The organism is Paenibacillus sp. LK1 (assembly GCF_002750415.1).
In the GTDB taxonomy this organism is placed as follows: Bacteria; Bacillota; Bacilli; order Paenibacillales; family Paenibacillaceae; genus Paenibacillus; species Paenibacillus taichungensis.
Map to the genome: position 1 here is coordinate 23,919 of NZ_PEII01000024.1, position 26,059 is coordinate 49,977.

At 47.2% G+C, this 26,059-nt stretch carries 23 protein-coding genes and 1 other RNA gene; 21 read left to right on the forward strand and 3 right to left on the reverse strand.

The window, feature by feature from the left end; all coding sequences use genetic code 11:
* Window positions 1–2 precede the first annotated feature (2 nt).
* On the reverse strand, window positions 3–2,081 hold the full coding sequence (locus CS562_RS31280; RefSeq protein ID WP_099859279.1) for a transglycosylase domain-containing protein: 2,079 nt from the start codon (window positions 2,079–2,081) through the stop codon (window positions 3–5).
* A 298-nt stretch (window positions 2,082–2,379) separates the two neighbouring features.
* Here CS562_RS31280 and speE point away from each other — a divergent pair, with 298 nt between their 5' ends.
* The 7 genes from speE to argS all read left to right on the forward strand — a co-directional run bounded on the left by speE (window position 2,380) and on the right by argS (window position 10,479).
* Complete coding sequence (gene speE / locus CS562_RS31285; RefSeq protein ID WP_064641349.1) at window positions 2,380–3,207, forward strand: polyamine aminopropyltransferase; 828 nt, start codon at window positions 2,380–2,382, stop codon at window positions 3,205–3,207.
* Window positions 3,208–3,221: 14 nt separating this feature from the next.
* Entirely contained in the window at window positions 3,222–4,091 is an 870-nt protein-coding gene (speB, locus tag CS562_RS31290; protein WP_024628791.1) for an agmatinase, read from the forward strand.
* Window positions 4,092–4,928: 837 nt separating this feature from the next.
* Window positions 4,929–6,116 (forward strand): WD40/YVTN/BNR-like repeat-containing protein, encoded by a 1,188-nt coding sequence (locus CS562_RS31300; RefSeq protein ID WP_099859281.1) that lies wholly within the window; start codon window positions 4,929–4,931, stop codon window positions 6,114–6,116.
* 216 nt (window positions 6,117–6,332) lie between these two features.
* The gene (locus CS562_RS31305) at window positions 6,333–7,814 is read left to right on the forward strand and encodes an alpha-N-arabinofuranosidase (RefSeq protein ID WP_099859282.1); all 1,482 of its coding nucleotides are present in this window, start codon (window positions 6,333–6,335) and stop codon (window positions 7,812–7,814) included.
* Between the two features lie 4 nt (window positions 7,815–7,818).
* Window positions 7,819–8,112 carry a DUF6171 family protein gene (locus tag CS562_RS31310; RefSeq protein WP_099859283.1) on the forward strand — a complete coding sequence of 98 codons (294 nt, stop codon included), beginning with the start codon at window positions 7,819–7,821 and terminating at the stop codon, window positions 8,110–8,112.
* 265 nt (window positions 8,113–8,377) lie between these two features.
* The gene (locus CS562_RS31315) at window positions 8,378–8,803 is read left to right on the forward strand and encodes a YwiB family protein (protein ID WP_063567645.1); all 426 of its coding nucleotides are present in this window, start codon (window positions 8,378–8,380) and stop codon (window positions 8,801–8,803) included.
* The gene (gene argS, locus CS562_RS31320; RefSeq protein ID WP_099859284.1) at window positions 8,800–10,479 is read left to right on the forward strand and encodes an arginine--tRNA ligase; all 1,680 of its coding nucleotides are present in this window, start codon (window positions 8,800–8,802) and stop codon (window positions 10,477–10,479) included. Before CS562_RS31315 ends, argS begins: the two co-directional genes overlap by 4 nt.
* A 246-nt stretch (window positions 10,480–10,725) precedes the next feature.
* Here the strand turns inward: argS and CS562_RS31325 are convergent, their stop codons facing one another.
* Complete coding sequence (locus CS562_RS31325) at window positions 10,726–11,880, reverse strand: S8 family peptidase (protein ID WP_076292189.1); 1,155 nt, start codon at window positions 11,878–11,880, stop codon at window positions 10,726–10,728.
* A 463-nt stretch (window positions 11,881–12,343) separates the two neighbouring features.
* Between CS562_RS31325 and rpoE the strand changes: the two genes are divergently transcribed.
* The 14 genes from rpoE to CS562_RS31400 all read left to right on the forward strand — a co-directional run bounded on the left by rpoE (window position 12,344) and on the right by CS562_RS31400 (window position 25,835).
* Complete coding sequence (gene rpoE, locus CS562_RS31335) at window positions 12,344–12,919, forward strand: DNA-directed RNA polymerase subunit delta (RefSeq protein WP_076292187.1); 576 nt, start codon at window positions 12,344–12,346, stop codon at window positions 12,917–12,919.
* 492 nt (window positions 12,920–13,411) lie between these two features.
* Window positions 13,412–15,016, forward strand: a complete 1,605-nt coding sequence (locus CS562_RS31340) for a CTP synthase (RefSeq protein ID WP_076292186.1) — start codon at window positions 13,412–13,414, stop codon at window positions 15,014–15,016.
* A 219-nt stretch (window positions 15,017–15,235) separates the two neighbouring features.
* Window positions 15,236–15,622 carry a response regulator gene (locus CS562_RS31345; RefSeq protein WP_024628781.1) on the forward strand — a complete coding sequence of 129 codons (387 nt, stop codon included), beginning with the start codon at window positions 15,236–15,238 and terminating at the stop codon, window positions 15,620–15,622.
* 260 nt (window positions 15,623–15,882) lie between these two features.
* Window positions 15,883–16,737 carry a class II fructose-1,6-bisphosphate aldolase gene (fba, locus tag CS562_RS31350; RefSeq protein WP_024628780.1) on the forward strand — a complete coding sequence of 285 codons (855 nt, stop codon included), beginning with the start codon at window positions 15,883–15,885 and terminating at the stop codon, window positions 16,735–16,737.
* A gap of 149 nt (window positions 16,738–16,886) precedes the next feature.
* Complete coding sequence (locus tag CS562_RS31355) at window positions 16,887–18,140, forward strand: UDP-N-acetylglucosamine 1-carboxyvinyltransferase (protein WP_063567653.1); 1,254 nt, start codon at window positions 16,887–16,889, stop codon at window positions 18,138–18,140.
* A 469-nt stretch (window positions 18,141–18,609) separates the two neighbouring features.
* The gene (rho, locus tag CS562_RS31360; protein WP_076292185.1) at window positions 18,610–19,935 is read left to right on the forward strand and encodes a transcription termination factor Rho; all 1,326 of its coding nucleotides are present in this window, start codon (window positions 18,610–18,612) and stop codon (window positions 19,933–19,935) included.
* 99 nt (window positions 19,936–20,034) lie between these two features.
* Window positions 20,035–21,309 (forward strand): radical SAM family protein, encoded by a 1,275-nt coding sequence (locus CS562_RS31365; RefSeq protein WP_076292184.1) that lies wholly within the window; start codon window positions 20,035–20,037, stop codon window positions 21,307–21,309.
* 103 nt (window positions 21,310–21,412) lie between these two features.
* Window positions 21,413–21,610 (forward strand): 50S ribosomal protein L31, encoded by a 198-nt coding sequence (gene rpmE, locus CS562_RS31370; RefSeq protein WP_024628775.1) that lies wholly within the window; start codon window positions 21,413–21,415, stop codon window positions 21,608–21,610.
* Window positions 21,611–21,759: 149 nt separating this feature from the next.
* An RNA gene (gene ffs / locus CS562_RS31375) (signal recognition particle sRNA large type) lies at window positions 21,760–22,027 on the forward strand.
* 173 nt (window positions 22,028–22,200) lie between these two features.
* Window positions 22,201–23,961 carry a DNA polymerase III subunit gamma/tau gene (dnaX, locus tag CS562_RS31380; RefSeq protein WP_099859285.1) on the forward strand — a complete coding sequence of 587 codons (1,761 nt, stop codon included), beginning with the start codon at window positions 22,201–22,203 and terminating at the stop codon, window positions 23,959–23,961.
* Between the two features lie 48 nt (window positions 23,962–24,009).
* Entirely contained in the window at window positions 24,010–24,321 is a 312-nt protein-coding gene (locus CS562_RS31385) for a YbaB/EbfC family nucleoid-associated protein (RefSeq protein ID WP_024628773.1), read from the forward strand.
* Window positions 24,322–24,355: 34 nt separating this feature from the next.
* Window positions 24,356–24,955, forward strand: coding sequence for a recombination mediator RecR (recR, locus tag CS562_RS31390; protein WP_062329683.1), 600 nt, complete (start codon window positions 24,356–24,358; stop codon window positions 24,953–24,955).
* Window positions 24,956–25,251: 296 nt separating this feature from the next.
* Window positions 25,252–25,527 carry a DUF2508 family protein gene (locus tag CS562_RS31395; protein ID WP_076292182.1) on the forward strand — a complete coding sequence of 92 codons (276 nt, stop codon included), beginning with the start codon at window positions 25,252–25,254 and terminating at the stop codon, window positions 25,525–25,527.
* 38 nt (window positions 25,528–25,565) lie between these two features.
* A complete protein-coding gene (locus CS562_RS31400) occupies window positions 25,566–25,835 on the forward strand; it encodes a pro-sigmaK processing inhibitor BofA family protein (protein ID WP_063567659.1) in 270 nt (89 codons plus the stop codon).
* Here the strand turns inward: CS562_RS31400 and CS562_RS33245 are convergent.
* Window positions 25,736–26,059 (reverse strand): hypothetical protein (locus CS562_RS33245; protein WP_218966755.1); only part of this gene is annotated, 324 nt, incomplete at its 5' end. The two genes, CS562_RS31400 and CS562_RS33245, sit on opposite strands and share 100 nt — an antisense overlap.

Consider the following 26,059-nt stretch of genomic DNA (forward strand, 5'->3'; position numbering starts at 1 on the left):
GGTTACTCCACCCACCAGCGTTTGAAATCCTTCCACCAAGAATGTTTCTCTTCCTGTATTCCCTCCTGGTTTTGCACTTCGCGACTGGCTTTATCATTCTCTGAGCTCGAGTCGTCTGAAGCGCTGCGACAGACCTCGGTCGGTTCCGTGCCATCAATAAAAACTTCCAGCCGTTTCTCGGCGCAGCCATTGCCAGCCAGTTTGCCGGATTCGGGATCGATATATACACTGACGACATTATCCGGTACGGTGAAAATCTTCGGTGGAACACTGGCGAGGGCCTGTTCCGTAAACTGGGCGAACATGGGTGCCGCCCGACGCCCGTCAGATGTGGAAATGGCTTTGCCTTGATCGTAACCGACCCAGACAGCCGTTGAGAGCTCTGGAGTAAAGCCGACTAGCCAAGCATCCGTATTGGTTGTCCCCGTTTTGCCGGCGACAGGTCGCTTAATGGTTGCTGATACTCGATTACCCGTTCCACCATTTTCGAACACACTTTCCATCAACCGTGTTAATACATAAGCGGCAGCCGGTTCAACAACCCTCTCGGCCTTGGTCTGAGGTGCTTCATAGATGACTCGTCCTGCGGCATCCGTCACTTGCAGAATGGCTACAGGAGGTGTTCTTTGCCCACCTGCGGCGATAGCGGAGAATGCTGAAGCCATCTCCAGTGGACTAACGGGTGAGGTGCCAAGTGCAAGGGAAGGTACCGGGCTCATGTTGCTCGTAATCCCTAGGTTTTTGGCCATTTTCACCACTTGTTCAGGTCCGATCTGCATAATCGTATTTACCGCGTAGATGTTGTCCGAAGCGGCGATAGCCTGTCTCAGATCAATTTCACCTAAATACTTGTCTCCGAAGTTACCAGGCTTATAGGTCTTGCGATCATTGTCATAATGAAACAGGGTCGGCTCGCTTTTAAACATGGACGCACTGGTGAGCTGTTTCGATTCCAGTGCAGCCAGATACATAATTGGTTTAAAAGCAGATCCCGGCTGGCGTGTAGTCGCCAGTACATGGTTAATCTGATTGGTGCGGTAGTTTTTGCCGCCCACCATCGCTTTGATATATCCGGTTCGGGGATCGATTGATACCAGCGCGGTTTCGAGCTCGCTTTTGGCGTCCATACCTTTGGCTACGGCGTCTTCCGCCGCTTTTTGCACACGCAAATCCAGCGTGGTGTATATATTCAATCCTCCATGGTCCAGCATCGCTTCGCTGATTCCCAACTCCTTGATGGCCAGATTACGGATATAATCGCGGAAATAAGGTGCACTTTCCACAGTTTTGCGTTCACTTTCCGGTTTAAACGAAAGCATTTCCTCATAAGCCTTGTCTGCTTCCGCTTGCGTAATTTTGCCGACGTCAGCCATGGCATTCAATACAACCTTCTGTCGGTCCTTGGCGTTCTTCATATGATTATATGGAGAATAGTAGGTCGGCCCCTTTGGAATCCCTGCAAGCATGGCACTTTCGGCAAGCGTCAACTGTTTGGCGGATTTGCCAAAGTACATCCGTGAGGCTGCTTCGATCCCGTAGGCGCCGTGACCGTAATAAATTTCGTTCAGGTACATCTGCAGAATTTCATCCTTGCTGTATTTCATCTCCAATTGTGCCGTGTACATGGCTTCCTTGGCTTTGCGGGTCCATGTCTTTTCATGCGATAAATACAAGTTGCGTGCGAGCTGTTGGGTCAGTGTGCTTGCTCCTTGGGACATCTGCATATGTTCCAGGTTGACGAGTACAGCCCGTCCCATCCCTCGGATGTCGAAGCCGATATGATCATAGAACTTGCGGTCCTCTACAGCAAGTGTAGCGTTAACCAAATCAGGTGAAATATCTCCCAACTGTACGGGTACCGAGTCTTTGCCGCCTGCCGAGAAAGTGGCAATGACTTCCCCCTGGCTGTCCAGCAGCCTGGAATTGCGGTCGGAGTCGGCCAGTGGCAGGCTGGTGGCGTATAGATAGACCAATGCTGCTGCCGTGGCGATTAGGCCGAGAATAGCGAGCAAAGCTAGGCTTTTGATGACTTTCCATGTGCGGAACCCGCGTTTGCGGGTCTTTTGGCTTGATTGGGTCATGGAACGGGCTCCTTTCTTTTCTTTCCAGTATGGGAATTCAGTGACACGGATATTCAATTCGCCCGTTCAACGGTTTAAAATATAGCTTTTTTGCAGAAAAAAACCGTTTTGCAGTATAAACGTCAATCGCGTATAATGCAAAAGGGTAATGAAAAGTAACAGTTCGGCACAACATACAATAGGCAAGGAAGGTCGAACAGTACCCCTTGTCAGCGCTTGGATTCTTTGATTAGTCAGACGCTATGTACGCTCTGGTCAATTTAATCTATATAAACTTTACGGAAAGAAGGTAGAGATTATGGAATTGTGGTTTACGGAGAAACAGACCCCCGCATTCGGAATCACCGCGAAGATTAAACAGACCTATGTAAGCGAAAAGACGGATTTTCAAGATCTGGCTATGGTAGAGACCGAAGAATTCGGCAATATGTTGCTGCTTGACGGCATGGTGATGACGACGGTGAAAGACGAGTTCGTTTATCACGAAATGGCGGCTCACCCTGCGCTGAATACACATCCAAACCCGAAAAAGGTGCTGGTTGTCGGTGGCGGTGACGGCGGAGTTATCCGTGAAGTCATTAAGCATGCTGCTGTAGAAAAAGCAGTTCTCGTCGAAATCGATGGGAAAGTGATTGAATATTCCAAAAAGTATCTGCCTGAAATCGCCGGTAAGTTGGACGAGCCTAACGTTGAAGTGCTGGTGAACGACGGCTACATGCATATTATAGAGCATAAAAATGAATACGATGTAATCATCGTTGACTCCACAGAGCCTGTAGGTCCGGCTGCTCCGCTGTTTGAACGCGGTTTCTACCAAGGTATCTATGAAGCGCTGAGAGAAGACGGGATCTTCGTTGCTCAAACGGACAACCCGTGGTTTAAAGCGGATCTGATCCAAAAGGTAAACAAAGACGTTAAAGAAATCTTCCCGATCGTACATGTGTACGGCTGTAATATCCCTACGTACCCAAGTGGTCTGTGGACTTTTACAATGGGTAGCAAAAAACATAATCCGCTCGAGGTGGACGAGACGCAGATTCCAGAGATGGATACGAAATATTACTCTCCACGTCTGCACAAAGCGGCGTTCGTTCTTCCTAAATTCGTGGAAGACCTTACGAAATAAGGAGGAATAATCAGATGAAATTGGATCAAGCTTATTCAGGTAACGTGTTTATTTGCAGTTCAGAGGATTATGAGAACTCCAAAGCGGTCATTTATGGTATGCCGATGGATTACACCGTCAGCTTCCGTCCAGGGTCCCGTTTTGGTCCTTCTCATATCCGTCAGGCGTCGGTTGGACTTGAAGAGTACAGCCCTTACCTGGATAAAAGCATTGTGGATATGACTTACTTTGACGCTGGGGATCTGCTTTTGCCTTTCGGTAACGCAGGACGCAGTCTCGAAGTCATTGGAGAATACATCGGTGGCCTGCTGGCTGACGATAAATTCCCGATTGGTCTCGGCGGGGAACACCTCGTCACTTGGCCTGTCATTCAGCAAATGTACAAAAAATATCCCGACCTTATCCTGATCCATATTGATGCACATGCCGACCTTCGTGAAAACTATGAAGGCGAGCCATTGTCTCACTCAACGCCAGTGCGTAAAGCAGCTGAACTGATGGGTGGCAAAAATATTTATCAGTTTGGGATTCGTTCCGGCTCCCGTGAAGAGTTCCAATTCGGACGGGAGAACATCAACTTCTATCCGTTTGAAGTGGCAGCTCCGATGAAGGAAGCTCTTCCGAAAATGGGTAACCGTCCGGTGTACGTTACAATCGATATCGATGTACTTGATCCATCTGCGGCTCCGGGTACAGGAACGGCAGAAGCGGGCGGTATTACGTCCAAGGAACTGCTTGAAGCGATTCACATGATCGCAGGATCAGATGTAAATGTGGTTGGTTGTGACCTGGTTGAAGTAGCGCCGATTTACGATCCTACAGAACAGACACAAATTGTGGCTGCGAAGATGATCCGTGAAATGCTGCTTGGATTCGTGAAGTAATCGCAAAATAACAGCGTCCTCTGTCTGCGTCAGGTTGAAGCCTGCGTAGGAGAGGGCGTTTTTTTGTGATTGCCTCCTGATCTCATTCGTGAAGTATAGGGTGATTGGGTTCGACCATATACTAAAAAAGAGCCTCCACCGCGCCAACGGTAAAGACTCTTGGGACCGCGAAAGACTGTGGGTTGCCCCGGCGTGCAAGAATTAAATATTGATATCCAAGTGAAACCCACGTCAGGCTTCCGACCTTATGAGGTGGGTTTTCGCTTGCAATTCAAAGTCCATAATATTAATTATAGCACGTACGTTCCCGTCTCTCTACCATTTGTGTTTATATGATTCCGTCCGGGTGTTAAGCGAAAACACGTATTTGGGATGACTCTATCTTAATATTTATGTATAATATGGAAATAGAGGAAAGGGGTTTTTGTTATGCATGCAATCCGGGCTCAATTGAGCATGTATCCCAAATGGTTCATAGCGGTACTTATGATATTTACCATCAATCTTATAATAACAATGACTTTGTTCATCAATTTAACGTTCATACTGGCTAATCTCGCCATGTTATATGCTGCCTTTAGCATCAAAACACTTAAATACAATAAATTGCATTTTGTCCTGTGTCTTATTTTAAGTATCACTTTTGTGATCATTGCTTTTAAGACATATCCCATTTAATTCAGCTCTTATCAGAGATTAATGATGAACCACTCATGCCCATGAGATAAAAAATGTGGGCATGAGTGGTTTTTTTATTGCAATAATGTCATGCGCGATAAACAAATTGTTACGTTAAATCCTGCGAAATGGGGTAAAAACATAGAAGGAGGTGTCACAATGACAACAAAGAGCAGAACGACATGGAAACGGATTGGCGCACTCGCACTATCGGTAACATTGGCTTGGGGACTGGGACCGGTACATACTCTACCCGGCGCTAATGCTGCATCCTCCCCAACATGTGGAAGTGGAGATCACGGATTAACAGCTACGTTGAAAAAAGGCAGTGGTGTGGAAGACCAACGACTGCAATTTACGGATATCGATTTTCTAAACAGTACAACCGGACGGGCTGCTGGTGAGGGATTCCTCATTGGTACATCGAATTCAGGTTGCACTTGGCAGTCCATCTATACAGGCCAATGGCAGTTCACACAACTTGATTTCCCGAATAATGTGAATGGATTTGCTTTGGCACAGGTAAAGGATACTCCAACGACATATCTCATCCGCTCAACGGATGGTGGCGCGCACTGGACACGGATGGATACTAAAGGGGTACAATTTAATCGTATTGATTTTCGCAATAAAAACGAAGGCTTTGGATACACCTATAACGGAGCTTATTTGACGAAGGATGGCGGTGAAACATGGAATCGAATCTCCACACCAGCCAATACACGCGGAGCTGTGTTCACGACAGAGAAGCAAGGTTATGCCATTATAGTGGCTCCTGGTGCGGGTTACCGTATCATGCAGACAAGTAACGGCGGTAAGAACTGGACGCAATCGCTGAAGGTAGCCTCAACAACTTGGAGCGGTGGAGATTTATACGCAAGTGGTAACCAGGTATGGGCTCTTCTGTATGGCGACGCAGGGATGTCCCAGCAGTCGTATTCCCTCTACGCGAGCGGAAATGAGGGCAAGAATTGGAGACAGGTCTTTGCTCAATCGACAGCAGGTGGTGGCCCGGCTCCAGGTGCAAGCAGCACAGGGAATGGAAAAGGCCCCGCAGACCCGGGGGGTCACCCAGGGAACATGTCGTTGATCGGTAATCAGACGGCCTATCTCTCTGCAGGATCACCTGCAGCAGGCAAAGTGGGGATTGGGCGTTCTTATGATGCAGGTTCCACGTGGAAAAATATTGACCTGAAAGATCCAGGTTATAGCTCTCGCATTTCGTTTCCTTCTGCCAAAATAGGTTGGCTCGTCGTAACAAGCGACAATTCACCTGCGATTTATGAGACGACAGATGGTGGAACAACATGGAAGCAAAAAATGTTGTTGCCCGCTGAAAACGAGTAAATGGCGTCATGCCATGGAATAATTTTAAGGCGATTTCAATCTCAAAGAGTATAAATCTTAACTAATTTGGCCTGATGAGGCCAGAGCATACAAACAAGCCTTTTCCGGACAAATGAAGCTGGAATAGGCTTGTTTTTGTTTAAATAAAAACGGTTGAATCCTGTTCGGAAACACGTTATTGTAAGCGGTAACAATACTTTTGAGGAGGTTGAAATAATGGTTGATGTTATTCTAAAGGCGAATTCAGAACAAGGATTAATAAATTGCAATATATACGGTCATTTCTCAGAGCATCTGGGACGCTGTATCTATGAAGGCATTTGGGTGGGAGAGGACTCTCCTATCCCCAATACGGAAGGTATCCGAAATGATGTGCTTACTGCACTGCAAAAACTCCATATTCCCGTACTTCGTTGGCCTGGAGGTTGTTTTGCCGACGAATATCACTGGAAAGATGGTGTAGGTCCAAAAAGTGAGCGCGCCCGGATGATCAATACGCACTGGGGCGGGGTAGAAGAGAACAATCATTTTGGTACCCATGAATTCTTGAGACTATGTGAGCTACTTGATACGCAGCCATATATAAGTGGCAATCTGGGGAGCGGTACAGTGCAGGAGATGCAGGAATGGGTGGAGTACATCACGTTTGATGGGGAATCACCGATGGCGAACTGGCGGAAGAGCAACGGCCGAGAAGAGCCATGGAAGCTGAAATACTTTGGTGTGGGGAACGAGAACTGGGGTTGCGGCGGTAATATGCGTCCGGAATACTACGCAGATGAATATCGTCGTTATGCTACATATGTACGCAATTATTCTGGAAATGAAATTTATAAAATCGCCTGCGGGCCCAATGACAACAACTATCACTGGATGGAGGTGTTAATGCGGGAAGCCGGTCGTTTTATGGATGGAATCAGCCTGCATTATTACACCATTCCAACAGGTGAGTGGGCAGACAAAGGCCAGGCTACAAGTTTCGGAGAAGCTGAATGGTTCACCACCTTGAAAAAGACGCTATATATGGAAGAGTTACTTGTGAAGCACTCCGAGATTATGGACAAATATGATCCTGAGGGCAGAGTTGGTATTATCGTGGATGAGTGGGGAACGTGGTATAACGTTGAACCAGGTACGAATCCAGGGTTCCTGTATCAACAAAATACGATGCGTGATGCTGTACTTGCCGGGATCAATCTGAATATTTTTAACCAACATAATAAAAGAGTGCATATGGCCAATCTTGCGCAGATCGTCAATGTTCTCCAGGCGTTGGTTTTGACAGAAGGAGAGAAGATGCTGCTTACGCCTACATATCATGTGTTTGATATGTATCAGGTGCACATGGACGCGCAGAGGTTGGAACTGAATTACGAGAGCCCTGGATACACTTTCGGAGAAGAGACCATTCCTCAACTGAGTTTGTCGGCTTCTCGCAGCAATGAAGGCGTTATTCATGTGACGGCGTGTAACCTTAGTCATACGGATGAGCTTGAAGTGGTTTGTCAGATTGAATCAACGGACGCTTCTGCTGTATCGGGACGAATTCTGCATCACGCAGATTATAGTGCATTCAACACATTTGAACAGCCGGATCAGGTTCAACCTGCGGAATGGAAGGGTATTACACTCGAAAATAACAATCTGCGTTTTGTACTGCCTCCGGCCTCGGTTGGTGTGGTCGCTATAAAGGGATAATCAGATGGATTCATCTGTGCAGAGTAGAAGTGCTGGGAAACGGGAACCATGCAAGGGATGTAATGATCAATATGATGTGAAGATTAGTGAAGCCAAGATGGACCGGCTCGTGGAGCTGGCCTCACGCTCACGTCCGGCCGTTGAGGATGCTGAATATAATCGTCGGTTATCCACCTGCTCTAATTGTCCAGGGTTACAATACGGTACAACCTGCCGTTATTGTGGTTGTCTCGTACAGGTGCGCGCCAAGCTGGTAGAGTCGACCTGTCCGTTTCCGTATGAGCCGCGATGGACCTGATCCAGAATGTATTTCTTTATTAATGAAGCAAGGCAGAGCTGCACTTTACAGGTGTAGCTCTGCTTTTTTTGGTGCTGATGGGCAAAAACTCTGAATTTGGATTTGAATTGAGCGGGTGAACTGGATATAGTTATACAGTAGAGTGTAGGATAGCGAGCTATCCGGGAATATGAGCGCGTATAGCGGCACAACAATACAGGAAGGGCTGTTCTCACCGGCCGTGCCTGATTTTGCGTCGCCTCGAATATAATGGAGGTTAACATTCATGTCGAACATGCGACCGGTTCAGATCCGGCTGCACAGCCGTTATGAAGGTGAAGATGTACTGCAGGAAATGCAGGGTGAAGCCGTATTGAAGGGATCTGTGCTCTATGTTCGTTATGAAGAGCCACAGGCTGGCCCCGAGGGCGGAATTACCCGAACAACATTGAAGCTGGGCGGACAATCCATCAAGATTATACGTCACGGTGAGGTGGAATCGGAGCAAACATTTGAGTTAAACCGCAAGCTCCCTGGTTTTTACCGCTCGCCGTATATGTCGTTTGCCTTGTCCACGCATACACAGGAGCTGGAACTTTCCATTCAGGGATTGAGCGCACGCGCAGCGTGGAGCTACGACTTTTACCGCTTTGACGAAGAATCCGGACATTTCGCGATTAGTTTGCATATACAGGAGGAACCAATTTCATGACACGTAATCCATTAGATACGATTAACGAACGGGTAAGTACAGCCATCGGCAATGCCATTGTGACTGCTGGCATTGTTGCGCAGGAGGATCTACCAACCATCACCCTTGAAGTACCACGCGAGAAAACACACGGCGATTTGGCGACCAATGCCGCTATGCAACTGACCAAGATTGCCAAGCGCAATCCACGCCAGATTGCAGAAGAGATTATTGCCAATCTCAACCTGGCTGAAGCTGGAATCGAGAAAGCGGAAATCGCTGGACCGGGATTCATTAATTTTAAGTTGGACAAGAGTTATCTCTATCCTGTGCTGGGGCTTGTGCATGAGCAGGGTGAGAATTATGGAAGAATCAATGTTGGTGAAGGGCGCAAGGTCGAGATGGAGTTTGTCAGTGCCAACCCGACAGGCAGTCTGCATCTGGGCCATGCGCGTGGAGCGGCTGTGGGTGATGCGCTTTGCAACATCCTCGACTATGCCGGATATGATGTAACACGTGAATACTACATTAATGACGCGGGTAATCAGGTATTTAATCTGTCTCGTTCCATTGAAGCTCGCTATTTGCAAGAACTGGGCCAAGACGCAGAGATGCCGGAAGACGGTTATCACGGTGAGGATATCAAAGGGTTTGCCAAGGAGCTAGTGGCTGAGAAAGGCGATTCTTTGCTGTCCATGCATCCAGGTGACCGTGCAGCTTACTTCCGAGACTTCGGTTTGGAGAAAGAACTGGACAAGATCAAACGTGACTTGAATCGCTTCCGTGTCAATTTCGACATCTGGTTCAGCGAAACTTCACTGTATGATAACGGAGAAGTGTTGCGTGTACTTGACGAATTGCGTGATCGTAATGAAATCTATGAGCAAGACGGAGCAACTTGGTTGAAAACGATGCAGTATGGTGACGATAAAGAGCGTGTATTGATTAAGAACGATGGAACGTACACGTACCTGACGCCGGATATTGCTTATCACCGTGATAAATATGCGCGTGGATACGACACGATGATTAACATCTGGGGAGCAGACCACCATGGTTACATTCCACGGATGAAAGCGGCCATGCAAGCACTGGGCAACGATCCTGAGAAATTGGTCGTGCTGATTGCACAGATGGTGAGCTTGTTCCAGAACGGCGAGAAAGTGAAAATGTCCAAGCGTACCGGCAAGGCGGTAACGATGGAGGATCTGATGGACGAAGTAGGCATTGACGCCATTCGTTACTTCTTTACCATGCGCAGCATGGATTCTCATCTGGACTTCGACATGGACCTTGCGATTTCGACGTCCAATGAAAACCCTGTATTCTATGTACAATACGCTCACGCTCGGGTATGCAGCGTATACCGTCAGGCAGAAGAACAAGGCATTGAACTGTTGCCATTGTCACAGATCGACCTTTCGAAGCTGACCACGGAACATGAATATGACCTTCTTCGCAAAATGGGTGAACTGCCTGAAGAAATCGCGACTGCCGCTACGGGATATGCGCCGCATCGTATTGTTCGTTATGTATATGAACTGGCATCCCTGTTCCACAGTTACTATCGTGCAGAGCGCGTCATTACGGAAGACGCGGGACAAACCCAGGCGCGTCTGGCGCTGATCGGTACTGTACGCACCGTCATCGCAACAGCGCTTCGTCTGGTGGGCGTTTCCGCACCGGACAAAATGTAATTCAAGCCCTGGCGGTGTGCAACCGCCCTGTGGCTTTGACAAAAAAAGTCTCCATGCACCACGCTTGCAATGCAGCGTGGACATGGAGACTTTTTGCTGTGCCCGCGGCCGAGTTCATACGGCCCCGAGGCACCTAGAGACAGCGCCGCCTGCCGCCGTGGGCAACCACCGTGAAGCATCACACCTCGCAGCAGTGCTGCGCTTAGCGATGCTTCACGGAACGGCTCCCCCGGCATGCGGCGCACTTTACCCTCCGCCCTCCTGCATTAGCTTGAGGGCGTCAATCTCGCCACCGCGTATTTTGCTCTTCGCGGTGGTGGTCTTGCGTGCGCGCAGCGGTACGGTTGCGCGCTTCACGAGCGTTTTGATCTCGGCTGGCGACAGGCCGGGATGCTTTGCAAGCAAGAGCGCTATGGCGCCACTGACGTGCGATGTCGCCATGGAGGTGCCGCTCATCTCATGGTGCTTGCCGTGCACCCAGGATGAAACAATTTTGTCCCCTGGCGCATATACATCGACGTATGCACCTCGGTTACTGAACGAGGCAATACGCCGGTTTTTGTCAGTTGCCCCAACCGATATCGTTTGCGGATAACGTGCCGGATAATCAATGCTGCGGCGTTTGCCGTCATTTCCTGACGATGCAACTATGACAATCCCGGCCTGATAGGCACGGTTCACGACATCAAGCAATGCTTTGCTACGCGTTTTCATGCCAAAGCTCATATTGATAATATCGACCCGATTGCGAACACACCAATCGATGCCAAGCACAATGTCTGACACGAAAGCCGAACCATTATGGTCGAATGCCTTCACCGGATAGATCAGGGAGCGAGGAGCTACGCCAATCATACCTGCCGTACTATTGGCAGCGGCAATGGTTCCGGCAATATGAGTGCCATGACCGTTATCATCATGAGGAAGCAGACTGCGGTTTAACAGATTGATTCCGCGTGCCAGCGAATAGCGAAGATCGGGGTGTTGATAATCGGCACCTGTGTCGATCACGCCGATTTTGATTCGATGTCCTGTGGATACGGACCATACTTTGGGAGCATGAATCTGTTTAACGCCCCAAGGTATGCCCTGAGCACTGCTCGGTTTACTGTGAAGCGCGGTGGCATGCAGTGAGATGGATACATCTTCTTCTACCGTAATCTCATCGCTGTAGCGAGATAATTCTTCTGGGTCATGCACCGGGGCGATAATGGAGCGCGCCAGCCGGGAGGAGCGTACCATACCAAGATCCGTAAATTCATTCCTCATCCGCGACAGTTCCACGAGGCAGGCTTCATATTGCTTCGGTTTGGCGAACCGGATCAAGTACCGCCGCCCCTGTTCTGGTTCGGGACGTTGCATTCCTTCAACCAATTGATGTAGAAAACCAGTATAGTCCATAATGGGCAGCCCCCTTCGGGATGAACATGCTGAGGTATTCTATGAATGCATTGATCCCGCCGCATGGGGAACCTGCCCTTTTTTTACAAAAACACATTCTCTTCGTGTCAAAACGGGCGCAGGGACATATGATGGATGGAGGGCTAGAGGGCTCTTGCGGGGACCCTGGTGAGGAGCGATCCTTCAAGGGTATACAGTCAGAAGGCGGAGGGGACTCCGTCTTTTTTATATGATGATGCTTTTTTTGCACAAAGGACGATATGCCCGCGAGTTAGATGTCTCTTACGGATCTGTACATTGCTCGTTTGGAGTTGCTTCTTGGAATTATGAGACATCCATACATAAAAACTTGCTTTTTGAGGCTAAATAGGTTTTACTTAGGTTTGTTAATGGATATGTTATACGTAACGTTCCAGTTCGTAGGGATATAAAGTGAATTTTGTGTGAGAGGAAGTGTCTGTCAGTGAGTACCTCGCTCAATTTGAAAATTGATAAAGAAAAGGTCAGAGAGATTCCTTTGGTGGACCTCGCCTTTATGGTGCTGAAAGCGGCCAATACGCCGTATTACTACCGTGATTTGATGAATGAGGTAGCTAAACAGCGCGGAATGACTGATGAAGAAATCAACGAGTTTATCGCCCAGCTATATACCGAGATTAATATCGATGGCCGTTTTGCTTGCGTCGGTACAAGTCTGTGGGGCTTGAAGCGCTGGTATCCGGTAGCTGGATCGGAAGATACCATGACGGGTGCGAAGCGTCCGCGCATCATCAACGATGAAGACGATGATCTGGAAGATGAGGACTTCGGGGAAGAGGAAGACAGCTATAACAGCGACGAAGACTTCGATAATTCTGACGATGATCAGGACGAAGATGATGATGACGATGATGATGACGAAGACGACATCTTTGACGAAGAAGATGGCGATGAAGAAGTTCTAGTTGAAGATGACGATTTGGAAGAGGAAGACCTCGATGAAGACGATGAAGAAGAGTCCGAAGACGAGGGTGAATTTGACGACGATTCCGATAAGTAGCAGTCATTTTTGATGTCGATAGTTTACCCGTTTTCCCCGCATAGTCAGCCTTGACAGCAGACGGGGTAACGGGTAAACTATTGCATGGGCTTATGAATGAGCGACAAAATATTTATGTTTTTTATAAAAAGTGCCCCGTCCTGCGGGAGTACTTTTTTTGTATTTTTAGAGGCAGAATTTTGCAAAATGATTTGAATTCCGCATGCTCCCGGCCAACAATCCGTGGTCTATTTTTGTATATCCAAAACACCAAATGGATCGATGCAATGATATCTATTTAGGGACAGGCACGGTAGTTGGCTTCCGGAAGGTTTGCACCATTCTACGCTGTAGAACAACGTTGTTTACACACGGTCTTCGCATGAAAGAGCAGTTCGCAGATGCAGGGAATTTCTGCCATTGCTCTTTTTAACGATGATTACCTGGGAAACGGGTTACGATAATACCATATATCGCCTGAATTTCTGTACTTATATTAGGAGGGTAATAATAGTGACAAAGTATATTTTCGTGACGGGCGGAGTTGTGTCCTCCCTGGGCAAAGGGATAACGGCTGCCTCGCTGGGCAGATTGCTGAAAAACAGAGGGTTGAAGGTAACCATTCAAAAATTTGATCCATACATCAATATCGACCCGGGAACAATGAGTCCTTATCAGCATGGTGAGGTTTTTGTAACGGATGATGGCGCGGAAACGGATCTTGACCTTGGCCACTACGAACGTTTTATTGACATCAACCTCTCCAAGAACAGCAACGTCACGACTGGTAAAGTATACTCCTCCGTCATCAGCAAAGAGCGGCGCGGGGAATATCTGGGCGGAACGGTACAAGTCATTCCACACATTACGAACGAGATCAAAGAGCGCGTATTCCGCGCAGGACGTGAAGCGGGTTCGGATGTTGTCATTACGGAGATCGGCGGTACGGTGGGTGACATCGAGAGCTTGCCGTTCCTGGAAGCTATTCGTCAAATCAAGAGTGATGTAGGTCGTGACAACGTCATGTACATCCATGTAACACTTATTCCTTACATCAAGGCTGCCGGCGAAGTGAAAACTAAACCAACACAGCACAGTGTGAAGGAATTGCGCAGTATTGGAATTCAACCGAACGTCATTGTATGCCGTACAGAGTATGAGCTGTCCAAAGACATGAAAGCTAAAATCGCTCTCTTCTGTGACATTGATGAAAATGCCGTGGTGGAATGCCGTGATGCAGACACATTGTATCAAGTGCCTTTGAACCTGCGTGAAGAAGGTTTGGATGAGATCGTGGTAAACCACCTCAAGCTGACTACTCCTGCACCGGATATGAGCGAGTGGGAAGGGCTGGTTGACCGTATCAACAAGCTGAAGCATACAGTGGAGATTGCCATTGTAGGTAAATATGTAGCTTTGCATGATGCTTATTTGAGTGTTGTTGAATCCTTGTCTCATGCAGGATTTGCATCCAATGCTGATGTGAAGATCCGCTGGATTCATTCCGAAGATATCACAGATGAGAATGTGGGCGATCTGCTGAACGGCGTAGGCGGGATCCTCGTACCAGGCGGATTTGGTGATCGGGGTATTGAAGGTAAAGTATCGGCGATTCGTTATGCCCGTGAGAAACAAATTCCGTTCTTCGGTATTTGCTTGGGTATGCAGGTTTCCGTTATTGAATATGCACGTTCCATCGTTGGTTTGACTGGAGCGAACAGCTCCGAGATCAATCCAGCTACAGAGTTCCCGGTAATCGACCTGTTGCCTGAACAAAAAGATATTGAAAACCTGGGTGGTACAATGCGTCTGGGTCTGTATCCTTGTAAGCTTCAGGAAGGTTCCCTGGCAATGTCTTGTTATGATGATGAACTGGTCTATGAGAGACACCGTCACCGGTACGAGTTCAACAATGAATACCGTGAAGCGATTGAAAAAGCCGGTTTGGTTATCTCGGGTACATCCCCGGATGGACGTCTGGTTGAGATCGTGGAGCTTCCAGGACACCCATGGTTCTTGGCAGTACAATTCCACCCGGAATTCACTTCCCGTCCGAACCGTCCGCAGCCGTTGTTCCGTGAGTTTGTAAAAGCTTCTCTGGAGAGCGCTGGAAAATAAGTATTATCATTAAGTTATAAATAAATGGATGTTCTTGGCAGCCGATAAGGGTGCCGGGGGCATCCTTTTTTAGTGGGTAAAGTTAAGCGAAAATGGTTTTTGGCATTTTGGGATGTAAGCAGGATTTCAATGGGTAAGGTAGAATACTTATCATGACGACTATGGGATTGTTATCCAGATTCAGACGTACATGCTTTCCTAATTCTAGGAGGTTACTCAGTGGAAAATAAAAAAGTGTTGATTGTTGATGATCAAAACGGTATTCGAATCCTGTTAATGGAAGTGTTCAGCAGCGAAGGATATAATACGTTCCAAGCGCCTAATGGGAAGATCGCCCTGGAGATAGTAAATAATGACAAACCTGATCTTGTGCTGCTTGATATGAAGATTCCTGGCATGGATGGCCTGGAAATTCTGAAACATATTAAGGAAATTGATCCGGATATCAAAGTCATCATGATGACGGCCTATGGTGAACTGGACATGATCAAAGAAGCTACGGATCTTGGAGCGCTCATGCACTTTACGAAACCGTTTGATATCGATGAAATGCGTGTGGCAGTCAATATGCAGCTTCGAAATGATACCGCGAATAAGTGCAGCTGAATCCTGTAGATACAGGATTTTTTTGCGTGTGAAGCTGTGAGAGTTAACGGGTGGGTATGCAGGGTATTTCGGTCAAGCATCCGGGGAATATTGGAAATGGGGACGTCGTCATGCTGTGTCTATGAAAACTGTGCTGCAAAGCACAGCATTTTTGCAAATGCTTGTTTAGTATTTGACATGGGATGTGGTATAATAAGCCCGTATGTGATTTCGGCTAAAAACCATAGACACAACCCAACACCCCTAGGAGGATTGAAACCATGCCATTAGTATCTATGACAGACATGTTGAACAAAGCACTCGAAGGAAAATATGCAGTTGGTCAATACAACATCAATAACCTTGAGTGGACTCAAGCGATTCTTGCTGCTGCTGAAGAAGAGAAATCCCCAGTAATCTTGGGCGTATCCGAAGGCGCAGCGCGTCACATGAGCGGTTTCTACACAGTAGTTAAAATGGTAGAAGGACTCATTCACGACATGAAAATCACTGTTCCAGTTGCTATTCACCTGGATCACGGTTCCAGCTTTGATAAGTGTAAAGAAGCGATCGATGCTGGATTTACATCCGTAATGATCGACGGTTCCCACCACTCCATCGATGAAAACATCGAAATGACTAAAAAAGTTGTTGAATATGCACACGCTAAAGGCGTTTCTGTAGAAGCCGAAGTAGGTACTGTTGGTGGACAAGAAGACGACGTTATCGGTGGTATCATGTACGCTGACCTGAACGAGTGTGTACGTATCGTTAAAGAAACAGGTATCGACACATTGGCTCCAGCTCTTGGTTCTGTACATGGTCCTTACCATGGCGAGCCTAACTTGGGCTTCAAAGAAATGGAAGAAGTTCGCGATGCAGTTAACGTTCCATTGGTATTGCATGGTGGTACAGGTATCCCTAAACATGATATCGACAAAGCGATTTCCCTGGGAACTTCCAAAATCAACGTGAACACTGAGAACCAAATTTCGTTCTCCAAAGTGGTTCGCGAAGTGCTTGCAGCTAAACCAGATGCTTACGATCCACGTACATTCATCGTACCAGGTCGTGATGCAATCAAAGAAACCGTTAAAGGTAAAATTCGCGAGTTTGGTTCCAACAACAAAGCGTAATTTTTCTTTACCAGTTCCATACAGTGTAAGTGGAAAGAACACCGCCTAGCCGGTGTCTTTCCATTTTCACGCCTTATTTCTACATCGAAAGCCAACAGCACGTATTGCCGTTAACCGGCTGCAAAACACGTAGGGGGACATTAAGCTTTATGGAAAAATTGATGATTAGTGGCGGACGTCCGTTACAGGGAACTGTAACTATAAGCGGCGCCAAGAACAGCGCCATCGCGCTTATTCCTGCAGCATTGCTTGCCGAGTCAGAAGTCGTGCTGGACAACCTGCCGCTTTTGAGTGATGTGGCGGTTTATGCAGAAATTTTGGAGGAACTCGGAGCTCGTGTACACTGGGAAGGCAGTCAGATGAAGATCGATCCTTCCGATATTAAATCCATTCCCATGCCGAATGGTCCCGTGAAGAAGCTTCGGGCTTCGTATTATATGATGGGGGCACTGCTTGGGCGTTTTAAAGAAGCAACCATTGGTTTACCCGGGGGCTGCAACTTTGAGCCTCGTCCGATTGATCAACATATCAAAGGGTTTGAAGCGCTTGGCGCAACCGTAACGAACGAACATGGCTCCATTCATTTGCATGCCAAAGAGCTGCGCGGAGCAAAGATTTATCTTGATGTAAGCAGTGTAGGTGCAACCATTAACATCATGCTGGCGGCTACTCGTGCCAAAGGCTCTACAATTATCGAAAACGCGGCTAAAGAGCCTGAGATTATAGATGTAGCAACACTTTTGAACTCAATGGGTGCCAGCATTAAAGGTGCCGGTACCGAAACGATCCGTATTGAAGGTGTGTCGGAGCTTAAGGGTTGCCGTCATTCTATCATTCCTGACCGTATACAAGCAGGTACGTATATGATCGCTGCGGCTGCGACGCGTGGCGACGTTCTGATTGACAATGTCATTCCCAAACATCTGGAGGCTTTGACGGCAAAGTTACTGGAGATGGGCGTTGGCATTGAAGAACTGGATGAAAGTATTCGTGTCATTGGCAAGCCAAGCTACAATCATGTAGACGTTAAGGCACTCGTATATCCCGGTTTTCCGACGGATTTGCAGTCCCCGATGACCAGTGTGTTGACACAGGCAACGGGTGTGAGTGTCCTGAGCGACTTTGTATATAGCAATCGATTCAAGCACGTTCCTGAGTTGGTACGCATGGGCGCGAAAATCCGTGTGGAAGGGCGTTCAGCTATTATTGAAGGCAGTGCATTGAATGCGGCCAAGGTAAAAGCATCCGATCTTCGCGCTGGAGCAGCGCTGGTGATCGCAGGTCTCACCGTCAGTGAAGGTGTGACCGAAGTGACAGGCGTGGAGTTTATTGATCGTGGGTACGATCATCTAGTAACCAATCTGCGTTTGCTAGGTGCAGATGTGTGGCGAGAAACCGATTAATTCTGTATTGTATGACGAGTTTTACGGTATTCAAGTGATTATTTTTACAGAACTGCATATCCTTTCAGTAATTGGGTAAACCTGTTTTAATAGAGTTCTCAGTCTCTCCGGGATAAGACGAAATGTTCCTGTTTCCTTTACCGGAGGGTCTTTTTTTGAGTCAGACTTCATATGGCTTTAAGAACATCATTTCCTTTTCCCCAAACCCCGGTTTTGTTTGAACTGCGCTCCATAGCCGGTCTGCCCGGATCGAACGCCTCACGTATTCGTGTTCACTCACTAGCGGATCTTGCCGAAAGTTGGCTATCCCGCCCGGAAACTTACACTCAAAGACAAGTATTTGCATTATAACGGTTACATTCCGTACAATGGACAGAAGAGAAATGCAGAACGATGCTGCTCTTATAGCCGGAACATCAAGCGAAACTATCCATTTCACGGACTTATTAATTGAATAGGTGGTTATTATATGGATCTACAAATTTCCGATTTGGAAGAAATGAAACTAACGGACCTTTACAAACTGGCCAAAAAATATCAAATTCCCTACTACGGCACTTTAAAAAAGAAAGAATTGATCTTCGCTATATTACGTGCACAAGCTGAACAGAGTGGATTGATGTTCATGCAGGGTGTGCTCGAAATTCTACCTGAAGGTTACGGATTCCTTCGTCCGATCAATTACCTGCCAAGTACGGAAGACATCTACATCTCAGCCTCACAGATTCGCAAGTTTGACCTAAGAACAGGTGACCTCGTATCAGGTAAGTGTAGAACACCTAAAGAAAACGAGCGATACTTCGGTTTGCTGCAAGTCAACGCTGTAAATGGTGAGAATCCATCGGCAGCTGCGGAAAGACTTCACTTCCCGGCATTAACCCCATTGTACCCGCAGAAGAAACTGGTTCTCGAAACATCCCCCAACCATTTGTCCACACGCATTATGGATGTGCTCGCCCCGGTAGGACTGGGACAGCGCGGATTGATCGTAGCACCTCCCAAAGCGGGTAAAACACTTCTCCTCAAAGAAATCGCCAACAGCATCTCAACCAACAACCCAGAAATTGAACTATTTGTCCTGTTGATTGATGAACGTCCGGAAGAAGTTACGGATATGTCGCGTTCGGTTAAAGGGGAAGTTGTGGCTTCTACGTTCGATGAGCTGCCAGAAAACCATATCAAAGTTGCGGAATTGGTGCTGGAACGTGCGCTCCGTCTGGTTGAGGCGAAAAAAGATGTTGTTATTTTGCTGGATAGCATTACACGTCTTGCTCGTGCATACAACCTGGTCATCCCACCGTCCGGACGGACACTTAGTGGTGGTATTGACCCGGCAGCATTCCATCGTCCGAAACGTTTCTTCGGTTCTGCACGGAATGTAGAAGAGGGTGGAAGCCTGACGATCCTGGCTACAGCATTGATTGATACGGGATCACGTATGGATGATATCATTTATGAAGAGTTTAAAGGTACGGGCAATATGGAGCTTCATCTGGATCGTAAGCTGGCAGAGCGTCGTATTTTCCCAGCTATCGACATTCGTCGTTCCGGTACACGTCGCGAAGAAGTGTTGCTGAGCAAGGAAGAACTTGATACAATCTGGGCGATTCGTAAAAACATGAACGATTCCCACGACTTTGTCGAAGGTTTCTTGAAGAAGCTGCGTAATAGCAAAACGAATGCTGAGTTCCTAGCGGCGTTTGATACAGCTGGCAGCAGTCCGACCAGCAACTCCGGATCGACTACGACTCGGCGCTCGCCAAGACAGACTGCGGCGTCCGGTACAACCACCTAGATTTACGTCTTTGATTTAACTCGAATTTTGCAGCGTTGCTGCTGGATTAACAATATACTCGTCGTTTGGCTTTAACCCATTAGATGTGAGGAGAACATCATGTATTTAGTATACGCAGATGAAAAAGGTAATGTATTTGATCACCCATCCCTGTACGGGCTTGCCCGCAGTGGAGATATGATCGTTGAAATTATGGAGGATGAGCTGATTCCTTTACCGGAAGGTGCAACGCTGGTTGGACTGCCGAGTACACGTCCGATTGGTATGGACCCGGATACTGGCGAAATGCTGCCAATGCCTAGTGATACACAGGCCGTTGGGGCTTTGCTTCCGCAAGGATTCACTCGGTTGTGTCTGCCGGGGTATGTAAAAACCGATAAGGAGTACAAACTGCCTTTGTTCGGTTACTCGGCTGTTGTGTGGAAAGATGGTCAGTTTTACGTCACTGCCCGGATGTCGGATCATCCAGATCAATGGAATCCGCTGAACTGTGATCGGGATGACGTACGTGCGGGTGTTAAACGTTTAACGAAGCAATATCCCGAAAATCGTCTCTATACCCATTTGTCCAATTGTGCGCTCGGATATGAATGTCTGACTTCATCCAACACCTTCCTGAATCGTTGGGAAGGCGGGGTTCCAGTATCCTATTCCTGCAACGCAGGCTGTTTCGGATGTATTTCCGAGCAACCGGATGATAGTGGCTTCGTTTCCCCGCAGACCCGGATGAATTTCCGTCCACGTGTGGACGAAATCGTTGAAGTAATGCTGGAGCACTTGAAAACGCCGGAATCGATCATCAGCTTTGGCCAAGGTTGTGAAGGGGAGCCTTCCACACAGGCCAAATTGATTATTGAAGCTATCCGTGAAGTGCGTTCTATTACCGACATGGGATATATCAATATTAATACCAATGCCGGTTTGAATGATCACATGAGAGGTATTGTTGATGCAGGGCTTGATCTAATGCGTGTAAGTACAATCAGCGCACTGGATGACCACTATAATGCATACTACAAACCTCGCGGATATACACTGGCCAATGTAGAAAAATCGATGAAATACGCTGCTTCCCAGGGTGTGTATACATCAATTAACTATTTGATCTTCCCAGGAGTAACGGATCGTGAGGAAGAGATTGAAGCGATGATTGAGTTTGCTCGGAGAACCGATTTGCGTCTTATTCAAATGCGTAACCTTAATATAGACCCGGAGAGCTATCTGGAATTGATTCCTCCAGCACAAGGTGATATTTTGGGCATGAAGCAAATGATTGAGATCTTTGAGGAAGAGCTGCCAGATGTCGTTATAGGCTCCTATACGCACGTTCCCCCAGCTGGAATGGCACGTCCCAAACGTCTGATCACCTCATGACAATAATGGATTGCAACCGGCATTAGGCCGTGTTATAATCTTCGATGTTGTGCCATTTACTCTGGGTCCGCTTGAGGCTCAGGGCGGAAAGAGGTGAAAGGTAATGAAAGCAGCAATTCATCCTAAATACACGATTGGTCAAGTATCTTGCGCTTGCGGGAATACTTTTGAAACTGGTTCGGTTAAAGACGGACTTCGTGTAGAGATTTGCTCCGCGTGCCACCCGTTCTTCACAGGTAAACAGAAGTTTATCGATGCTGGCGGCCGTGTTGATCGTTTCAAGAAAAAATACGGAATCTAATTCAGCAATTCCTTGGGGATTGTCTGACTATTACATCCAAATCACCTCTGCCGTTCCGGCAGGGGTTTTTATATGTTTTTATATGATTATATTGTTGCTCTTTTCGCTCTGGTTGCAATTTAGACAACCTTAAGTTATACTATTTCTTACCGTGCTAGATGGGGAGGTAGCGGTGCCCTGTAACTCGCAATCCGCTACAGCGAGGTTGAATTCCTGCTAGAGGTTTTGTCGATGTGAGGTTTGGTCCCTTAACGTGGTGTTGACGGTTGGGTCCTCCGCAATGAGTACTCATGAACCTGGTCAGGTCCGGAAGGAAGCAGCCATAAGTGAGATCACTCTTGTGCCGGAGGGTCGCCTAGCCCGAGCTGTTGTTAAGGGGTGCCGCTTGGATCGCAAATATCGATAGCAGGTGCACGGCTTACCATTTAAATGTAGAGACCTTTGCAGTTGTATGTATGCAGAGGTCTTTTTGATATGTCTAAAAAAACCACGTATGATGAGTCAGATAAAGTTTGGATTCACCCCGGAATATAGTATAATGGGGGAACGACAAAGGACTCGAATGCGAAGTGGAAGGAAGGTAACGCATCATGGAGCATATCGCGTTATACCGGGCTTGGCGTCCCCAGTCGTTTCAAGATATGGTGGGACAACAGCATATTATTCAGACCTTGCAGAACGCGATTCGTGAACAGCGGACTTCCCATGCCTACTTGTTTAGCGGGCCCAGAGGAACAGGGAAGACGAGTGCCGCCAAGATTTTGGCCAAAGCTGTAAACTGCGAGCGTGGGCCTGCGCCTGAGCCTTGTAACGAATGTGAAGCTTGCCGCAGGATTACAACTGGTGCTGTGATGGATGTGCAGGAAATTGATGCCGCATCCAACCGTGGCGTTGAAGAAATCCGCGATCTTCGGGAAAAGGTGAAATACGCCCCGACTGAAGTCCGGCAGAAAGTGTATATTATTGACGAAGTGCACATGCTGACGACAGAGGCATTTAATGCGCTGCTCAAAACATTGGAAGAGCCTCCGCCACATGTGATGTTTATTTTAGCGACAACAGAACCCCATCGTCTTCCGGCAACGATTATTTCTCGCTGTCAGCGATTTGATTTTCGCCGGGTGTCCCTGGAAGAACAGACAGCACGACTTACGCTGATTTGTGAACAGGAAGGCATGGAAGCTGATCAGGATGCGCTCCAGTATATCGCTCGCCTGTCTGACGGAGGGATGAGGGACGCACTTAGTGTCTTGGATCAGATCTCTTCCTTTACAGATGGAAGGGTAACCTATCAGCAGGTTATGGATATGACCGGAGGCATTCCTTCCGAACAGTTTGCAAAGTTGGCTGCTTCTCTGCTCAAAGGGGATGTAGGTCATATTTTGCAAATGATCGAAGGGTTCATGCATGAAGGTAAGAGTGCGGACAAGTGCATGGAAAATTTGCTTTATTATTTCCGTGATTTGCTTATGATTAAGATGGTGCCGGATGCAGATAAACTGACGGATCGGGTGCTTAATCCAGAGTCGTTCCGTGATATGGCAGAATCATTCACCAAGGAACAGCTGTTCCAGATGATTGATACCCTTAACCGGTACCAGAGTGAGATGAAATATGCAGTTCAGCCTCAGACGCTTTTTGAAGTAGCTCTTCTTAAACTGTGCAGCATTCCTGCTCAAGGGGCGTCATCGGGTCAGATGGCGGGTTCAGTCGGTGCGGCTCCTGCTGTAACCACACCAGCGGATGGTGGGGAGATCAATCGACTGAAGCAACAGCTTGCTGAACTGGAGAAAAAGCTGGATCGCGCGCTTAAGGGTGGTTTGTCTGGTGGGGAGGCTGCATCAAGTGCTCCTTCACGCCCGGCAACACGAGCTCCGGTGTCGAGAGGCAATTCGCCAGCGAAGCTACCTGCACAGCTTGATCAGTACGTTGCACGTAAGGGATCTCCTGAGTTTGCGGAGGTTAGCAAGAAGTGGGGGCAGATCCTGCAGCGCGTCAAAGAAGAGAAAGTAACTGTTCACGCCTGGTTTATGGATGGTGAACCCGTATCGCTGCTGGAAGACAATGTTCTGGTGGCGTTTAAGAACAATATTCACCGTGAAACTACGGAGAAGCAGGCTAATCGCGAAGTAATTGAACGGGTGCTGTCTGAACAGCTTGGACGTTCAGCACGTCTTGTGACGATGATGCTCAAAGATTGGACTGGAGCGATGGAAGGAGTTACTGAAACGCCAAAGGAGGACTTTAAGCTTGAACCTGAGCATGAAGACGGCGGTTCAGGCAACAAGCAGCCTTGGATTGATGAAGCCATCCAGCTCTTTGGTGAGGACCTTGTAGTGATCAAAGAATAGATATACATGCGCTTGGCGCGATAACTATACCAAAGGAGATGAATAATCATGAACAACATGAACCAAATGATGAAACAAGTGAAGAAAATGCAGGAGCAAATGCTGAAGGCACAGGAGGAACTGGCGGACAAAACAGTCCAAGGTACTTCCGGTGGCGGTGTTGTAACTGCTGAAGTTAATGGACATAAGAAATTGCTGGCTATCACTATCAAGCCAGAAGCGGTTGATCCAGAAGATGTAGAAATGCTGCAGGATCTGGTTATGACAGCAGTCAATGACGCAATGACCAAAGCTGATGAAATTGCGAACCAGGATATGGGTAAATTCACAGGCGGCATGAAAATTCCGGGATTATTTTAATTAAAATTGATCCTATCAAAGGAGACGCAATCGATTGTATTATCCCGAACCGATAGCGAAGCTGATTGACGCCTTCACCCGTTTGCCGGGTGTTGGCCCCAAGACTGCAGCGCGACTAGCTTTTCATGTGCTTAACATGAAGGAAGATGACGTTATTGATTTTGCCAAAGCACTTGTCAGTGTGAAGCGGAATCTTCATTACTGTTCGGTGTGTTGTAATATTACGGATACTGACCCGTGTCGGATCTGTCAGGATAAATCCAGGGATGTCTCGGTAATCTGTGTAGTTCAGGATTCCAAAGATTTGGTGGCTATGGAGCGTACCAAGGAATTTGATGGATACTATCATGTGCTGCAGGGTGCAATCTCTCCTATGGAGGGAATAGGTCCGGATGATATCCGTCTGAAGGAGCTTTTGACCCGTTTGAGCGATGAGCGCGTTAAAGAACTGATTCTGGCTACAAATCCGAATATCGAAGGTGAGGCCACGGCAATGTATATTTCCCGCCTGGTCCGTCCGTTTGAGATCTCGGTGACTCGGATTGCCCATGGATTGCCTGTTGGGGGCGACCTAGAGTATGCGGATGAAGTGACTCTTTCCAAGGCGCTGGAAGGGCGCAGGGAGATGAGATAGCAATGCGTGTTTCTTAATAAGAACATGCGTTTATAATGATTGTTTTCCTAAAAGAAAAGAATAGATGAGTTTGGATTACTTAGAGAGCCTACTAGGCTCTCTTTTTTTGTTTTAATTCCCTTTCTAACGTTGCTTAAATGTGAAGTCTCTCGTTTCTACTGATCTATGGTTATAAATTCATAGAATGCCGTTGTGATTAAAATAACGATTCAATAAATTATTTAGCTCAGTTCTAAGTTTGTCCTTTCCCTGATATGTATGAGAATATGCTGTGCTGATCAGGAAGGGGATGGCTTATGTTTACATGGCGAAATGTAGGAAGATCGGTGGAGAGACGTGAAAGAATGCTCAAGGAGATGGAAGAGGACCAGATTTATTCAGATATACAGAAAGCCAAGGCAGAGTGGGAACGGGCTGTTAGACAGTTTGAAGAGGCACAGGGGCAGGATGAGATCGATTATGCGATCTATGTACTGGAGGCCGCGGAGCGTAAATATCAGATTCATTTGAAGCGCGCTAAACGTGTAGGGATTAATAAGGCAGTTATAGGTGATCGGGGAGTGAGTATGTAGGTGGAGGTGTGACATTCAATTATGGAGGTGTTGAGAGTATGAAGAGTCTTATATTAGGCAGTGTGCTTGTTGTGTCGTTACTAGGACTGATAATCATCTTATTTAGAAAAAGAATTGGGCTATCCTTTTTTACATCATTCGGGATTCATCTCGTACTGGCTGCAGTGGGGATATATGTTGTTAATTATTCAGGTTGGATCACCGGAACTTACATTCCGCTGAACCCTGCCACAATAGGTACTGTAAGCATTCTGGGATTGCCGGGTGTTGGTTTATTATTGGGTTTGAAAATTTCTTTGTTTGGGTAGTTGACTCCTTCAATGTTTATATGGTACATTATATCTCGTTGCTTTGCTTGCTTGGTTAAATGCTTTTGACGAAATGATTGAGTTCGATAAGAACTCGAAAAAAGAATTTCAAAAAAAGCTTGACTGAAACAAACGAAGTATGGTATATTATAAAAGTCGCCGCTGAGAGAAAATGGTGACGAAAAAGCAAGAAAATTATCAAGTTTGATCTTTGAAAACTGAAC

Excerpts from the sequence above, each read along its gene's own strand:
- CS562_RS31400 (WP_063567659.1), top strand. The coding sequence starts at position 25,566 with ATGAAGAGTCTTATATTAGGCAGTGTGCTTGTTGTGTCGTTACTAGGA.
- CS562_RS31310 (WP_099859283.1), top strand. The coding sequence starts at position 7,819 with ATGGATTCATCTGTGCAGAGTAGAAGTGCTGGGAAACGGGAACCATGC.
- fba (WP_024628780.1), top strand. The coding sequence starts at position 15,883 with ATGCCATTAGTATCTATGACAGACATGTTGAACAAAGCACTCGAAGGA.
- rho (WP_076292185.1), top strand. The coding sequence starts at position 18,610 with ATGGATCTACAAATTTCCGATTTGGAAGAAATGAAACTAACGGACCTT.
- argS (WP_099859284.1), top strand. The coding sequence starts at position 8,800 with ATGACACGTAATCCATTAGATACGATTAACGAACGGGTAAGTACAGCC.
- CS562_RS31385 (WP_024628773.1), top strand. The coding sequence starts at position 24,010 with ATGAACAACATGAACCAAATGATGAAACAAGTGAAGAAAATGCAGGAG.
- CS562_RS31355 (WP_063567653.1), top strand. The coding sequence starts at position 16,887 with ATGGAAAAATTGATGATTAGTGGCGGACGTCCGTTACAGGGAACTGTA.
- CS562_RS31280 (WP_099859279.1), bottom strand. The coding sequence starts at position 2,081 with ATGACCCAATCAAGCCAAAAGACCCGCAAACGCGGGTTCCGCACATGG.
- CS562_RS31325 (WP_076292189.1), bottom strand. The coding sequence starts at position 11,880 with ATGGACTATACTGGTTTTCTACATCAATTGGTTGAAGGAATGCAACGT.
- CS562_RS31315 (WP_063567645.1), top strand. The coding sequence starts at position 8,378 with ATGTCGAACATGCGACCGGTTCAGATCCGGCTGCACAGCCGTTATGAA.
- CS562_RS31305 (WP_099859282.1), top strand. The coding sequence starts at position 6,333 with ATGGTTGATGTTATTCTAAAGGCGAATTCAGAACAAGGATTAATAAAT.
- CS562_RS31365 (WP_076292184.1), top strand. The coding sequence starts at position 20,035 with ATGTATTTAGTATACGCAGATGAAAAAGGTAATGTATTTGATCACCCA.
- CS562_RS31395 (WP_076292182.1), top strand. The coding sequence starts at position 25,252 with ATGTTTACATGGCGAAATGTAGGAAGATCGGTGGAGAGACGTGAAAGA.
- rpmE (WP_024628775.1), top strand. The coding sequence starts at position 21,413 with ATGAAAGCAGCAATTCATCCTAAATACACGATTGGTCAAGTATCTTGC.
- speE (WP_064641349.1), top strand. The coding sequence starts at position 2,380 with ATGGAATTGTGGTTTACGGAGAAACAGACCCCCGCATTCGGAATCACC.
- CS562_RS31300 (WP_099859281.1), top strand. The coding sequence starts at position 4,929 with ATGACAACAAAGAGCAGAACGACATGGAAACGGATTGGCGCACTCGCA.
- speB (WP_024628791.1), top strand. The coding sequence starts at position 3,222 with ATGAAATTGGATCAAGCTTATTCAGGTAACGTGTTTATTTGCAGTTCA.
- dnaX (WP_099859285.1), top strand. The coding sequence starts at position 22,201 with ATGGAGCATATCGCGTTATACCGGGCTTGGCGTCCCCAGTCGTTTCAA.